At 69.5% G+C, this 13944-nt stretch carries 11 protein-coding genes; 8 read left to right on the plus strand and 3 right to left on the minus strand.

What is annotated here, in order from left to right:
• Positions 1–2 precede the first annotated feature (2 nt).
• The 3 genes from P7A99_RS23285 to ppa all read right to left on the minus strand — a co-directional run bounded on the left by P7A99_RS23285 (position 3) and on the right by ppa (position 2958).
• Complete coding sequence (locus P7A99_RS23285) at positions 3–950, minus strand: PhoH family protein (RefSeq protein WP_277796101.1); 948 nt, start codon at positions 948–950, stop codon at positions 3–5.
• Positions 947–2299, minus strand: a complete 1353-nt coding sequence (gene miaB / locus P7A99_RS23290; protein WP_277796102.1) for a tRNA (N6-isopentenyl adenosine(37)-C2)-methylthiotransferase MiaB — start codon at positions 2297–2299, stop codon at positions 947–949. The genes P7A99_RS23285 and miaB overlap by 4 nt, the downstream gene beginning before the upstream one ends.
• A gap of 125 nt (positions 2300–2424) precedes the next feature.
• Positions 2425–2958 carry an inorganic diphosphatase gene (ppa, locus tag P7A99_RS23295; RefSeq protein ID WP_058347149.1) on the minus strand — a complete coding sequence of 178 codons (534 nt, stop codon included), beginning with the start codon at positions 2956–2958 and terminating at the stop codon, positions 2425–2427.
• A 407-nt stretch (positions 2959–3365) separates the two neighbouring features.
• Between ppa and rimP the strand changes: the two genes are divergently transcribed.
• From rimP to P7A99_RS23335, 8 genes are all read left to right on the plus strand, one after another.
• Positions 3366–3944: a ribosome maturation factor RimP gene (rimP, locus tag P7A99_RS23300; RefSeq protein WP_277796103.1), complete on the plus strand. Its 579-nt coding sequence runs from the start codon at positions 3366–3368 to the stop codon at positions 3942–3944.
• A 2-nt stretch (positions 3945–3946) separates the two neighbouring features.
• Positions 3947–5629: a transcription termination factor NusA gene (gene nusA / locus P7A99_RS23305; protein WP_277796104.1), complete on the plus strand. Its 1683-nt coding sequence runs from the start codon at positions 3947–3949 to the stop codon at positions 5627–5629.
• Positions 5630–5685: 56 nt separating this feature from the next.
• Positions 5686–6336 carry an RNA-binding protein gene (locus P7A99_RS23310; RefSeq protein WP_277796105.1) on the plus strand — a complete coding sequence of 217 codons (651 nt, stop codon included), beginning with the start codon at positions 5686–5688 and terminating at the stop codon, positions 6334–6336.
• Between the two features lie 206 nt (positions 6337–6542).
• Positions 6543–9614, plus strand: a complete 3072-nt coding sequence (infB, locus tag P7A99_RS23315; RefSeq protein ID WP_277796106.1) for a translation initiation factor IF-2 — start codon at positions 6543–6545, stop codon at positions 9612–9614.
• Between the two features lie 163 nt (positions 9615–9777).
• Positions 9778–10896, plus strand: coding sequence for a hypothetical protein (locus P7A99_RS23320; protein WP_277796107.1), 1119 nt, complete (start codon positions 9778–9780; stop codon positions 10894–10896).
• A 55-nt stretch (positions 10897–10951) separates the two neighbouring features.
• Positions 10952–11464 (plus strand): DUF2939 domain-containing protein, encoded by a 513-nt coding sequence (locus tag P7A99_RS23325; protein WP_277796108.1) that lies wholly within the window; start codon positions 10952–10954, stop codon positions 11462–11464.
• Complete coding sequence (locus P7A99_RS23330; RefSeq protein WP_277796109.1) at positions 11461–12018, plus strand: hypothetical protein; 558 nt, start codon at positions 11461–11463, stop codon at positions 12016–12018. Before P7A99_RS23325 ends, P7A99_RS23330 begins: the two co-directional genes overlap by 4 nt.
• Before the next feature lie 267 nt (positions 12019–12285).
• The gene (locus tag P7A99_RS23335; RefSeq protein WP_277796110.1) at positions 12286–13521 is read left to right on the plus strand and encodes a PLP-dependent aminotransferase family protein; all 1236 of its coding nucleotides are present in this window, start codon (positions 12286–12288) and stop codon (positions 13519–13521) included.
• Positions 13522–13944 lie beyond the last annotated feature (423 nt).

Here is a 13944-nt window from a genome sequence, read left to right on the forward strand (position 1 = left end):
GATCATCGGGGAGTCGCCACCAGGGCCGCGTCGGCGTCGTAGGCCTTGACGATGCGCTCCACCAAGGGGTGGCGCACGACGTCGGTCGAGGTGAAGCGGGCCACGGCCACGCCCTCGACGCCGTCGAGGATCGACACCGCGTGGGCCAGGCCGGAGTCGCGGGGGTTCAGAAGGTCGATCTGGGTCGGGTCGCCGGTCACCACCATGCGGGCGCCTTCGCCCAGGCGGGTCAGCACCATCTTCATCTGCAGGCGCGAGCAGTTCTGGGCCTCGTCGACGATGACGAACGCATGGGCCAGGGTGCGGCCGCGCATGAAGGCGATCGGGGCGACCTCGATCTCGCCCTTGTCGCGGCGGCGGCGCAGTTGCTCGGCGCCCATGATGTCGGTCAGGGCCTCCCAGACGGGGGCCATGTAGGGGTCGACCTTTTCGTTCAGGTCGCCTGGAAGGAAACCCAGCTTCTCGCCGGCCTCGACGGCCGGGCGGGTGACGATCAGGCGGTCGACCTCGCCGCGCAGCAGCATGCCCGCGCCCTGGGCCACGGCCAGGAAGGTCTTGCCGGTGCCGGCCGGACCCAGGCCGAAGACCAGCGGCTGCCGGGCCATCAGCTCCATGTAGGCGGCCTGGTTCTTGGTCTTGGGCGAGACCGCGCCGCGGCGCACGGCGCGCGGCGAGGCCTGGCCGCCGGCGCTGTGGGCTTCGCCCACGGCCACACGGATGTCGGCCTCGACGACCTCATGGCCGGCGTCGGCGCGCTCGGCCAGGGCCAGCAGGGCGCGCTTGGCCGACGAGCGGCCCTTGACGTCGCCGGTGATCTTGACGCCGCCGCCGGGCGTCTCGAGCAGGACCTTGAAGGCGTCCTCGATCAGGGCGGCGTGGCGGCCGGACGGGCCGGTGACGGCGACGACGGCGTCGTCGGAAAGCGGCAGGAACTCGGGCGTGCGGCTCACGCGGTCTCCAGAACAGGTTCGTTGGCGAGCACGCCGGCCAGGCTCATCTTGGCGGCGCTCTCGATGCGGACGGGAACGATGGTCCCGATCAGGTGCTCCCCGCCCGAAACGTGGACGGCTTGCAGATAGGGGCTGCGGCCGACGATCTGGCCGGGGTGGCGGCCGGCCTTCTCGAACAGCACCGGCAGGGTCTTGCCCACCTGGCTGGCGTTGAAGGCCCGCTGCTGGTCGTCGAGCAGCTGGTTCAGGCGGTCCAGGCGTTCGGCCTTCACGGCCTCGTCGACCTGGCCGGGCATGGCCGAGGCGGGCGTGCCGGGGCGGCGCGAATACTTGAACGAGAAGGCGCTGGCGAAACCGACCTCGCGCACCAGCTCCAGCGTCTTCTCGAAATCGCCGTCGCGCTCGCCGGGGAAGCCGACGATGAAGTCGCCGCTCATGGCGATGTCGGGGCGGGCGGCGCGGATGCGCTCGATCAGCTTCACGTAGCTTTCGGCCGTGTGGTCGCGGTTCATGGCCTTGAGGATCTTGTCGCTGCCCGCCTGCACCGGCAGGTGCAGGTACGGCATCAGCTGCGGCAGCTCGCCGTGGGCCTCGATCAGATCCTCGCCCATGTCGCGCGGGTGGCTGGTGGTGTAGCGGATGCGGTCCAGGCCATCGATCGTGGCCAGCTTGCGCACCAGCTTGGCCAGGGTCGAGCCGTCGCCGTCATAGGCGTTGACGTTCTGGCCCAGCAGGGTGACCTCGCGCACGCCGGCCCCGGCCAGGCGCTTGGCTTCCTCGACGATGTCGTTCACCGGCCGCGACCACTCGCCGCCGCGGGTATAGGGCACCACGCAGAAGGTGCAGAACTTGTCGCAGCCCTCCTGCACGGTGAGGAAGGCGGTGACCCCGGTCACGTGACGCTCGGCCGGCAGGGCGTCGAACTTCTCGTCGGCGGCGAAGTCGGCGGCCAGGCGTTCGCCGCTAGCCCGGTGGGCGCGGGCGATCAGCTCGGGCAGCTGGTGATAGGCCTGCGGGCCGACGACCAGGTCCACCGCCCGCTGGCGGTTCATGATCTCCTGGCCTTCGGCCTGGGCGACGCAGCCGGCCACGGCGATGGTCATCTTGCCGCCGGTCTGGGCCTTGCGGTCCTTCATCTGCTTGATCAGGCCGAGCTCGGAATAGACCTTCTCGGTGGCCTTCTCGCGGATGTGGCAGGTGTTGAGCACCACGAGATCCGCGCCCTCGGGATCATCGACCACGCCATAGCCCAGCGGACGCAGGACGTCGGTCATGCGCTCGCTGTCGTAGACGTTCATCTGACAGCCGTAGGTCTTGATATAGAGGCGCTTTTGCGGGGTCTCGCTCATCCGGCGAGGTTATGGGGTCGGGCGGCCCCGCGCGCAAGGTCGCGAAGGTCACACCCGGCTCTTGAAACCCCAAAAGAAAACGGCGCCGGAGAGGCCTCCGGCGCCGCATCTCGATCCTTGAAGGATCAGTAGTTCTCGTCGTGACGCTTGATCGCCGCGCGGATCAGCTCGGCGGTCTCGTCCGGATCGGCCCAGCCGGTGATCTTGGTCGACTTGCCCTTTTCCAGGTCCTTGTAGTGCTGGAAGAAGTGGGCGATCTGCTCGGTCAGGATGGTCGGCAGGTCGCGCCAGCTGTTCACGCCCGTGTAGAAGGGGTGCAGCTTGTCGACCGGCACGGCCAGGATCTTTTCGTCCGACCCGGCCTCGTCGACCATCATCAGGGCGCCGATCGGGCGGCAGCGGATGATCGCGCCGGGCACCACCGGGGTCGGGCCCACGACCATGATGTCGGCGGGGTCGCCGTCGTCGGCCAGGGTGTGCGGGATGAAGCCGTAGTTGGCCGGGTAGAACATCGCCGTGTGCAGGAAGCGGTCCACCATCAGGGCGCCGCTTTCCTTGTCGATCTCGTACTTCACCGGCTCACCGCCCTGCGGGATCTCGATGACGGCGTTCAGGTCGTAGGGCGGGTTCACGCCCACGGCGATCTTGGAGAGGTCCATAGTCACTCTTCGTTGTGGGAAGGTTCCCGCGGGGAGGCGGGCCTCAAGCGGCCGCCTGTATAGGCCACAAGTGTTGCGATGCGAAAGAGGGGGCGTGTCCGCCCCTCGACTTGCGCCCGCAAAAGCAACTTCGATCTGTGGCCCAGCTTGCCGAGTGACCATCAGAACAGCTTTCGCCGCTTGGCTTGCGGGGCCTGCAAAGGTCTCTCGCGCGTGGCGCGAGCCGTCGGGCGCCAGGGGGCTTCCACCCGTCCGCCTATCGCGCTATATAGCTCCTACATCGTCCGTTAGCGCTGATTGGCGCTTTCGAGCGGCGGCCCGAAAGGCTGCCGCTTTTTCTTTGGTCGCTCGCCAGCTGGGCCTTCCAGGCCCCCGGCGGACGGCCCGCGAAATTTGAGAAGAGAACCGTGCGCGGCAAGACGCGAGAAGACCTGGACCTGATCGAGATGCTCGACCCCGTCGCCGAGGCGACCGGCTACGAGATCGTCCGCCTGCGCCTGATGGGCGGGGCCGAGCAGCGCCGCCTGCAGATCATGGCCGAGCGCCCCCTGCTGGAAGACGGCACGGGCGGCGACATGAACGTCGAGGACTGCGCCAAGCTGTCGCGCGCCATCTCCGAGGTGATGGACGCCGCCGACCCGATCGCCGGCGAATACACCCTGGAAGTCTCCAGCCCGGGCGTCGACCGCCCGCTGACCCGCCTGAAGGACTTCGAGACCTATGCCGGTTTCGAGGTGCGCATCGAGCTCGACCGCGTGGCCGAGGGCCGCAAGCGCTTCAAGGGCGAGCTCGCCGGTGTCGAGGACGACCAGGTCGGCCTCAACATCGAGGGCGAGGACGACGTCACCGTCTATTTCCCGTTCGCCTGGATCGTCGACGCCAAGCTCGTCCTCACCGACGAGCTGATGAAGCGGGGCGCCGATGCGCGCGCCGCCCGCGTGGACGCCGAGAACGACAACGATTTGTCCGAAAGTGAAGAGGACTGACCATGGCCATCGGCATCGCCGCCAACCGGCTTGAACTGCTCCAGATCGCCGACGCGGTCGCCCGCGAAAAGGGCATCGAGAAGGAAGTCGTCATCGAGGCCATCGAGGACGCCCTGCAGAAGGCCGCCCGCGCCCGCTACGGCGCCGAGCACGACATCCGCGTCAAGATCGATCCGCGCACGGGCGAGACGACGCAGAAGCGCGTGATCGAGGTCGTCGCCGACGACGCCGACCTGGAAGGCGAGATCGGCAAGGTCCACCTGACCTCGGCCAAGCGCACCTGGCGCGACGCCGAGATCGGCAAGATCTACGAAGAAGCCCTGCCGCCGTTCGAGATCGGCCGCGTGCAGACCCAGATGGCCCGCCAGGTCGTCATGCACAAGGTTCGCGAAGCCGAGCGCGAGCGCCAGTACGAAGAGTACAAGGACCGCTCGGGCGAGATCGTCAACGGCAGCGTCAAGCGCGTCGAGTACGGCAACGTCATCGTCGACCTGGGCCGCGGCGAAGGCATCATGCGCCGCGACCAGTCGATCCCGCGCGAGAACTTCAACGTCGGCGACCGCATCCGCGCCTACATCTACGACGTCCGTCGCGAGACCAAGGGCCCGCAGATCATGCTCAGCCGCGCCCACGGCGGCTTCATGGCCAAGCTGTTCGCGCAGGAAGTGCCGGAAGTCTACGACGGCGTCATCGAGATCCGCGCCGTCGCCCGTGACCCGGGTTCGCGCGCCAAGATGGCCGTCATCTCCAACGACGGTTCGATCGACCCGGTCGGCGCCTGCGTCGGCATGCGCGGTTCGCGCGTGCAGGCGGTGGTCGCCGAGCTGCAGGGCGAGAAGATCGACATCATCCAGTGGTCGGAAGACGAAGCCACCTTCATCGTCAACGCCCTGGCGCCCGCCGAAGTCTCCAAGGTCGTCATGGACGAGGAAGACGAGCGCGTCGAAGTCGTGGTGCCGGATGAACAGCTGTCGCTGGCCATCGGCCGCCGCGGCCAGAACGTCCGCCTGGCCTCGCAGCTGACCGGCTGGCAGATCGACATCATGACCGAAAGCCAGGAGAGCGAGCGCCGTCAGAAGCAGTTCGCCGAGGCCACCGCCCTGTTCCAGGAAGCCCTGGACGTCGACGAGGTCATCGCCCAGCTGCTGGTCACCGAAGGCTTCACCGCCGTGGAAGACGTCGCCTATGTCGACACCCACGAGATCGGTTCGATCGAAGGCTTCGACGACGAGACCGCCGAGGAACTGCAGGCCCGCGCCCGCGAATTCCTCGAAAAGGAAGCCGCCGCCCTCGACGCCAAGCGCGTCGAACTGGGCGTTCAGGACGAGGTGCTCGGCATCGAGGGCGTGACCCTGGCCATGGCCGTGGCCCTGGGTGAAGGCGACGTGAAGACGATCGAAGACCTGGCCGGCCTCGTCCCCGACGACATGCGCGGCTGGTTCGAGAGCAAGGGCGGCGAGCGCGTGCGCGAGCCGGGCATCCTCGAAAGCTTCAACCTGTCGCCCGACGACGCCGAAGCCCTGATCATGCGCGCCCGCATCGCCATGGGCTGGGTCGAGGCCCCGCCGGAGCCGGAATACGAAGAGGTCGAGGAGGTCGAAGCGACCGACGAGACCGAAGGCGCCGAAGTCGAAGGCGAGGGCGAAGAAGCTCCTGCCGCCGAAGAAGCCGCGCAAGAGCAGTAAGAGACAGAGAGCCGGCCCTTCCGAACCTCGGAGGGGCCGCTTCCTTTAAAAGACGCATGATCGACCAGGCCGCACCGAAAACCCACGCCGAAGCCAACCGCGCCCGCAAGGACATCGTCCTGGGCGAGGCGGTCGACGAGGCGCGCCTGGTGCGGTTCGTGGCCGGCCCGGACGGCGTCGTCGTGCCCGACGTGGCCCGCAAGCTGCCGGGGCGCGGCATGTGGGTGGCGGCCGACCGCGAGTCGATCGCCGCGGCCGTGAAGAAGAACGCCTTCTCGCGTTCGGCCAAGGCCAAGCTGTCGGCCCCGGCCGATCTCGCCGACCAGGTGGAACAGCTTCTGGCCAAGCGGGTTCTGGACGGTCTTGGCCTTGCGCGGCGCTCGGGGAGCATTATCTCGGGGTTCGAAAAGGTTCTGGCGGCTCTGGCCTCGGGCAAGACCGCCTGGCTGATCGAAGCCGCCGACGGCGCCGATGACGGCCGCCGAAAGGTCTTTTCAGCCGCCCGCAAGGCGCCGAACGCCCCAAGAATCCTCGGGATGTTCACATCCGACGAATTGGGTTTGGCCTTGGGCGGGGAGAATGTGATACACACGGCGCTCCTCGCGGGGCGAGGTACGGATCGCTGGACTTTGGACGTCGAGCGGTTATCAGGCTTCCGTCCTTTCACGCCGCCGGACTGGGTGGTGCGGCAGAGCGAGGAGCCCTAGGCTTCGATACGTCCTCGGATGGCTTCATTCGATGGCGAAAATAGCCTAGAACCTGAATGTTGGAGCAAGCCGCCGCAGGCGTCGCGCTCTTGAGCGAAGGGCCGGGAAACGCGCTTCCTATTGGAGGTACGTCCAGGCCCCTTTCTCGTATGGATTGATCGGTTTTTTGGGCCGGGAACCCGCCCGGCGGAAGTACAAGCGAGCGCATGAGCGACGAGAACGATAACGGTCGGCCTGGTTCCAACCCCGGTGGGCGCGCGCCCATCACCCTGAAGCCCCGCCAGGGCTCGGTGAGCGCCGGCGTTGTGAAGCAGAGCTTCAGCCACGGCAGGACCAAGACGGTGGTTGTCGAGACGAAGCGCACGCGTCCGCATGCGCCGGCTTCCGGCAACCTCGCCGCGCCGTCCCAGGCCGAGCGTCGCCATGACGCGCCGCGCCCGCAGGGCGGCGGTTCCGCCGCTGGCGGTCTGTCGCAGGACGAGATGCGCGCCCGCCAGCGCGCCATCGAAGCTGCTCGCGAGAACCAGGAGCGCCAGGCCGCCGAGCGTCGCGCCGCTGACGCCCGCGCCGCCGCCGAGGCCGCCGCGGCTCGCGAAGCCGCCGCCAAGGCCGCTGCCGCCAAGGCCGCCGCTGAAGCCGCCGCCGCCAAGCCCGCGCCCGCGCCGACCCCGGCCGCCGCTGCTCCGGCCGCGCCCGCGCCGACGCCCGCTCCGGCTCCGGCCGCGCCGCGCGTCGAAGCGCCCCGCGCCGAGGCTCCGCGCCCCAGCGCGCCGGGCCAGACCCGCACCTACGAACCCAGCCGTGAGCGCCGCGACGACCGTCCGACGACCACGACCTACCGGCCGACGCCGGGCGGCGACCGCCCGCAAGGCGATCGTCCCCAGGGTGACCGTCCGCAGGGCGACCGTCCGTTCAACCAGCGCGCTCCGCGCCAGGACGGCCCGTACAACCAACGCGCCCCCCGTCAGGACGGCCCGTACAACCAGCGCGCTCCGCGTCCGGACGGCGACCGTCCGCGCGGCCCGCGTCCGGAAGGCGGCGCTGGCGGCGGTGGTTACCGCTCGGGCGGCGACCGCCCGCAGGGTGATCGTCCGCAAGGCGACCGTCCGCAGCAGACCGTCCGCTACTCGGCCCTGGCCCCGCGTCCGGCGCCTGGCGGCGCTCGTGGTCCTGGCGGCCCCGGCGGTCCGCGCGGTCCGCGTCCCGGCGTTCCCGCCTCGGCTCCGGCGACCCCGGAAATCCAGCGCGCCATGCGTTCGGCCCCGCGTCCCGGTGGCGAAATCGGCCGCCGTCCCGACGAGGACGACGATCGTCGCAAGACCGCGAACGCGCCGAACAAGGCCGTGTCGCGCGTCAAGGGCGCTCCGCAGCGTCGCGAAGGCCGTCTGACCATCCAGGCCGTGGCCGGTGATGGGGATTCCGCCGATCGCATGCGCTCGCTGGCCTCGGTTCGCCGGGCCCGTGAACGCGAGAAGGAAAAGCGCCGTGGCGGCGCGGTCGAGCAGGCGCGCGTCGCCCGCGAGGTCGTGATCCCCGACGTCATCACCGTGCAGGAGCTGTCCAACCGGATGGCCGTGCGCGGCGTCGAGATCATCAAGTTCCTGATGCGTCAGGGCGTGATGCTGAAGATCAACGACGTCATCGACAACGACACCGCCGAGCTGGTGGCCACCGAGTTTGGTCACACCGTCAAGCGCGTGTCGGAAGCCGACGTCGAAGAAGGCTTCATCGGCGCCGAGGACCACGACGATCACCTGGAGGCCCGTCCTCCGGTCGTGACCATCATGGGCCACGTCGACCACGGCAAGACCAGCCTGCTCGACGCCCTGCGCTCCACCGACGTGGCGGCCGGCGAACACGGCGGGATCACCCAGCACATCGGCGCCTATCAGGTTCGCCTGAAGGACGGCCAGCGCGTCACCTTCCTCGACACCCCGGGCCACGCCGCCTTCTCGGCGATGCGCGCCCGCGGCGCCAACATCACCGACATCGTCGTGCTGGTGGTGGCCGGTGACGACGGCGTGATGCCGCAGACGATCGAAGCCATCAAGCACGCCAAGGCGGCCGAGGTTCCGATCATCGTGGCCGTCAACAAGATGGACAAGCCGGGCTCGGATCCGACCCGCGTGGTCAACGAGCTGCTGCAGCACGAGATCGTCGTCGAAAGCCTGGGTGGCGACACCCAGATCATCGAAGTCTCGGCCAAGGCCCGCACGGGCCTGGACGACCTGCTCGACGCCATCCTGCTGCAGGCCGAAGTGCTCGACCTGAAGGCCAACCCCGACCGCACCGCCGACGGCGTGGTGATCGAGGCCAAGCTGGACAAGGGTCGCGGCGCCGTCTCGACCGTCCTGGTCAACCGCGGCACGCTCAAGCGCGGCGACATCGTCGTCGCCGGCAGCCAGTTCGGCCGGGTTCGCGCCCTGCTGAACGAGCGCAACGAGCAGCTGACCGAAGCCGGTCCGGCTACTCCGGTCGAGATCCTCGGCCTGGACGGCGTTCCCTCGCCGGGCGAAGCCTTCGCCGTAGTCGAGAACGAGGCCCGCGCCCGCGAGCTGACCGAGTACCGCATCCGCCAGAAGCGCGAGAAGACGCTGGCCCCGGTGGGCGCCGGCGCTTCGATGGCCGACATGATGGCCAAGCTGCAGGACAAGAAGCTGAAAGAGCTTCCGCTGATCATCAAGGCCGACGTGCAAGGTTCGGCCGAGGCGATCATCGGTTCGCTGGACAAGATGGCCACCGACGAGGTCCGCGCGCGGATCATCCTGTCGGGCGCCGGCGCGATCAGCGAAAGCGACGTCATGCTGGCCAAGGGCGCCGGCGCGCCGGTCATCGGCTTCAACGTCCGGGCCTCGGCCCAGGCGCGGGCCCTGGCCGAACGCGAAGGCGTCGAGATCCGCTACTACGCGATCATCTACGACCTGCTGGACGACATCAAAGGCGTGCTCTCGGGCATGCTGGCCCCGATCCAGCGCGAAACCTTCCTCGGTAACGCCGAAGTCCTGCAGGCCTTCGACATCACCAAGATCGGCAAGGTCGCCGGCTGTAAGGTCACCGAAGGCGTGGTCCGCAAGGGCGCGAAGGTCCGGATCATCCGTCAGGACATCGTCGTGCTCGAACTGGGCACCCTGCAGACGCTCAAGCGCTTCAAGGACGAGGTCAACGAAGTCCCCGTCGGTCAGGAGTGCGGCATGATGTTCGCGGGCTTCCAGGACATCAAGGTCGGCGACACCATCGAGTGCTTCACCGTCGAGGAGATCAAGCGCCAGCTCGACTAAGGGCCGGCGACTTCGGTCACCGAACTATCGAAGGGCGCGGATCGAAAGGTCCGCGCCCTTTTCGCATGCGCGCCCCAAAATGAGTCCCCGGCGGATGGACGCCCCGCAGCGCCGCCCTAGGTTGTCGCCCACGGCGCGATCGCGCGCTCCAGGGGGCTCATCCATGGCCGACGCGCCGCTGCTCTATGTCATTCTGTCCGCCGCCAGTCGCGACTGGCCCACGCCCCTGGCGCTGACCGCGGCGGCGTCGGACGGCCTGGGGACGAAGGCCCATTGGGGTACGATGGATTGCCGCGTCGGGGTCGCGCCGGCCGGCTACGGCGACAACCAGCTGTGGCGGCGAAGCGGTAAGGACGGACGGTTCTGGCTTGAGGCTGTCGCGTTGAGCCATCCCGGCGGCGGCGTGGGCGGAGGCCTCAACTTCTCCGCGGTGCAGGGCCGGGCGCCGGTGCGCGTCGTGATGTTCGACGAGAACGACAGGGGCTTCTACTGGAACCTCGACACGAACCTGGAGGTCACCCCGATCGTAGCGAGCCCCGGCGACCAACTGCTCGAAATCTCCGGCAACGGTCCCTATGACGCGCGCAGTCCGGTGCGGGTCTACGAGTACGACCGCCACAACCGCGCCCATCAGGAGTGGCGGTTCGCGCCCTATCGACCCAGCTTCGGCCATCCGCGTATCGTCTATCGCCAGCGGTCCCTGGCGGCGGGCGGGGGGCTGCGCGGCGTGGTCCATAACCTGGACAACCGCGGATCTCGTGGCCCTCGGGTCTTCAACATCGAGCTGACGGCGTCGGGCGTGTCGCAGCATCGCTGGCGGGCGGCGGCAGGATCGCAGTCGGCGCTGGAGCGCCTGGCTGCCTTGGGGGGAAGCATCGGCCTCGACGAGGTCGCCAGCTTTCGGCCCGAGCGCCTGCAGGCGGGCTCGGGCCTGGAGCCGAAATGGGTCGCCGCGCCGTCCGGGCTGGTCCTGGGCGCTGACACCAGCGCCGCCGTGACCGTCCGTGGCCAGCTCAGCCTGGAGGTCGAGGTTCCCGGCGACACCCGGCTGGAGGTCTCGCTCGAAGCCCTGTCGGCCACGTTCAAGGCCGACTGGCGCGCCGCGATCGATCGCCTGACCCCCGAGCGGGCTACGGCGGCGACCTACGACATTGAAGGCGGCTATGAGGTCTCCGGGGTCTACGATTTCGCCCTGCGGGTAGAGGAGCCCCTGGTGGGCGGCAGGAGCCGGCCCGTACGCGGCCTTTCCGACCGCGAGACCGTTACGCTTAGCCGAGGCTAGGGCGGTGCTGCACGAGCGACTGGAATTCGCCGGAATTGAGCGCTAGCCGTTATTCATGCGCATCAAAGCCCTTTTCGCCCTGACCGCCGTCGCCGCCTCGCTGAGCGCCTGCGCGACCGCCGATCGCTATGACGCCGCCGGCGACGTGCACGCCCTGCTGACGGCGATCCGCAACAACGACCGGGCGACCTTCGACAGCCTGGTCGATCATCGGGCCCTGACCGGCGCGGTCGAGGCCCGTCTCGTCGAAGAGGCCCGCCGCTCGGGGGCTAAGGGCGGTTGGCAGGCGGCGATGATCGCTTTGGCCGGTCCGGCCGCCGACGTCGCCGGCGCGGCCCTGATCCGCCCCGAGGTGTTCCGCGCCGCCGCCAACTACTACGGCTACACGCCCGACAAGCCGATCCCCGGCCGCATCGCCATCGCCTCGGCCCTGCGTCCCGTCGGCGACGGCCGCGTCTGCGCCGCCAAGAAGGACGGTCCGTGCATGTTGACCTTCACCCGCGAGGGCGGAAGCTGGCGGCTGTCGGGCTTCGACGCCCAGGCCGTGAACCTGCAGCTCAAGCGATGAGGGGCCTTGCCCTGGCGCTGGGCGCGGCGGCCGCCCTGGCCGTGGCGGCGAGCCCGGCCGCGGCCGAGCGGCGGATGTTTTCCTACGACCCGATCTCGCCCGACGCCAAGCGGCTGACGGGGGCGGGCCTGACCGTGCTGTTCGAGCAGGGGCTGCTCAGCGCCCGGCCGATCAAGGTGCTGGCCACCGGCGTTCCGGCCCAGGCCCTGCTGCGCAAGGCCGGCCCCAAGGACCTCGGCAAGGGCGGCCTGGCCTCCATGCCCGGCGTCGACACCGACGCGGCCCTCTACGAGGTCAACGGAACCGTCGAGCAGGGCAAGGTCTATGTCCGCGCCTTCTGTCCCGGCTCCAAGCGCCTGTGGCTGAGCTTCAGCCGCATCGCCCTGCGCCACGACCTGCGGATCCAGGCCTTCGGCGACGATCCCAAGGCCGCCGGCCAGGCCCGGCTGTGCGGCACTCTGGACTTCGCCTATCGCGGCGAATGGCGCCTGCCGACCGGCGGTCCGCCCGATCCCAACGAGGACTGGACCGACAGCCTCAACGGCCCGCGGTGAGGCTTGCTGGCGGTCCTTCGAGGAAAAGCCGGGTTTCCTTCCGCCGCCCGGGTCGCTAGGGTCGCGCCATGATCGCGAGCGAACGCGGGACCTGGCGCTTCCAGCGCCGGCTGTCCCTGGGCACCAACGGACTCGTACGCAGCGCCTGACCGCTAGGGATCAGGCGCGGCGCCTTCGTGCGCCGGGACGACGGACGTCAGGGCCGTCGCACTCAGAAGACCGGCGGCCCGAGAGCCGCCGCACGACCGTCTCGACGAAGAAGACCAAATGACCACCGACACCCAAGACTTCGCCGCCCAGGACTGGGCCGCGCGTTACTCCGCGCGCATGGCCGGCATCCGCGCCAGCGAGATCCGCGAACTGCTGAAGCTGCTCGAGCAGCCCGACATCCTCTCCTTCGCCGGCGGCATCCCCGATCCGGCCCTGTTTCCGGCCGAAGCGATCCGCCAGGCCTATGCCGAGATCCTCGCCGACGGCGGCCAGGCCGCCCAGGCCCTGCAATACACGGTCAGCGAGGGCCACGGCCCGCTGCGCCGCTGGATCGCCGAGCGCATGACCCGCGACGGCATGCCGTGCGAACCCGAGAACGTGCTGCTGACCGCCGGCTCGCAGCAGGCCCTCGACCTGCTGGGCAAGCTGTTCCTCGACCCCGGCGCGCCCGTCATGGTGGCCCGGCCGACCTATCTGGGCGCCTTGCAGGCCTTCAACGCCTACCAGCCGACCTATCTCGACCTGCCGGCGGGCGCCCTGGACGGCGATCCGGCCGCGCGCGAGGCCGTGGCGGCTCGTGCGCCGCGCCTGGGCTACTTCGTTCCCGACTTCGCCAATCCCACCGGCGTCAGCCTGACCCTGGCGCAGCGCGAGGCCCTGCTCGACCTCGCCGACGAGCTGGATTTCCCGCTGATCGAGGACGGGGCCTATCGCGAGCTGCGCTTCGGCGGCGAGGCCGTGCCCTCGCTGCTGGCCCTGGACATCGCCCGCAAGGGCTCGATCGAGGCGGCGCGCACCCTGTTCTGCGGCACCCTGTCCAAGACCCTGTCGCCGGCCCTGCGCATCGGCTGGATCTGCGGCCCCAGGGCGGCGATCGAGAAGCTGGTCCTGCTCAAGCAGGGCGGCGACCTGCATGTTTCGACCATCAACCAGATGGTCGCCCATCGCGTGGTCTCCGAAGGCTACGACCAGCACCTGGGCCGCCTGCGCGGCGCCTATGGCGGCCAGGCCCGGGCCATGCTGGCGGCGCTGGAGCGGCATATGCCCAAGAGCGTGTCGTGGATCTCGCCGGAGGGCGGCATGTTCGTCTGGCTGACCCTGCCTGAGGGGATCGACGGCAAGGCCCTGCTGGAGCGGGCCCTGACCGAGGTCCGCGTGGCCTTCGTCCCCGGCGCGCCCTTCTTCGCCGAGGCCCCCGCCGCCAACACCCTGCGCCTCAGCTACTCCCTGCTGCCGCCCGACCAGATCGAGGAGGGAGTCCGGCGCCTGGCCGGACTGATCGCGAAAGGGTAGGGGCCGTCCGTAAGATCCCCGCGAGGCTTTTTCTGAGACCCAGGGCGTTTGCCCCCATCACCGCCTCCCTCGCCCTCGTGGCGAGGGCCCATGCCGGCCGCTGCTCAGACCTGGGTCGTCCTGCAAAGGTCTGAGCGGCTGAACGATGGATCCTGGGCGCAAGGCCCAGCAAGGCGCCGATCCAGATCCTCCCCCTTCTGGGGGAGGTGTCGCCGAAGGCGACGGAGGGGGGCCGTTTTCAACTGCCGCAGCGTTCTGCTCCTCCCCCGTAAAACGGGGGAGGGGGACCGGCGAAGCCGGTGGAGGGGGCGAGACTGGGCGCTGTGCCGGCCGTCGCCCCCTCAGTCACGTCGCCGATGGCGCCGCGCCACCTCCCCCGTTTCTCGGGGGAGGAGCAGGGCGGACGGGGATAGGCGCAGGTCC

Origin of the sequence: Caulobacter endophyticus (genome assembly GCF_029543245.1) — a bacterium.
Classification (GTDB): domain Bacteria; phylum Pseudomonadota; class Alphaproteobacteria; order Caulobacterales; family Caulobacteraceae; genus Caulobacter; species Caulobacter endophyticus_A.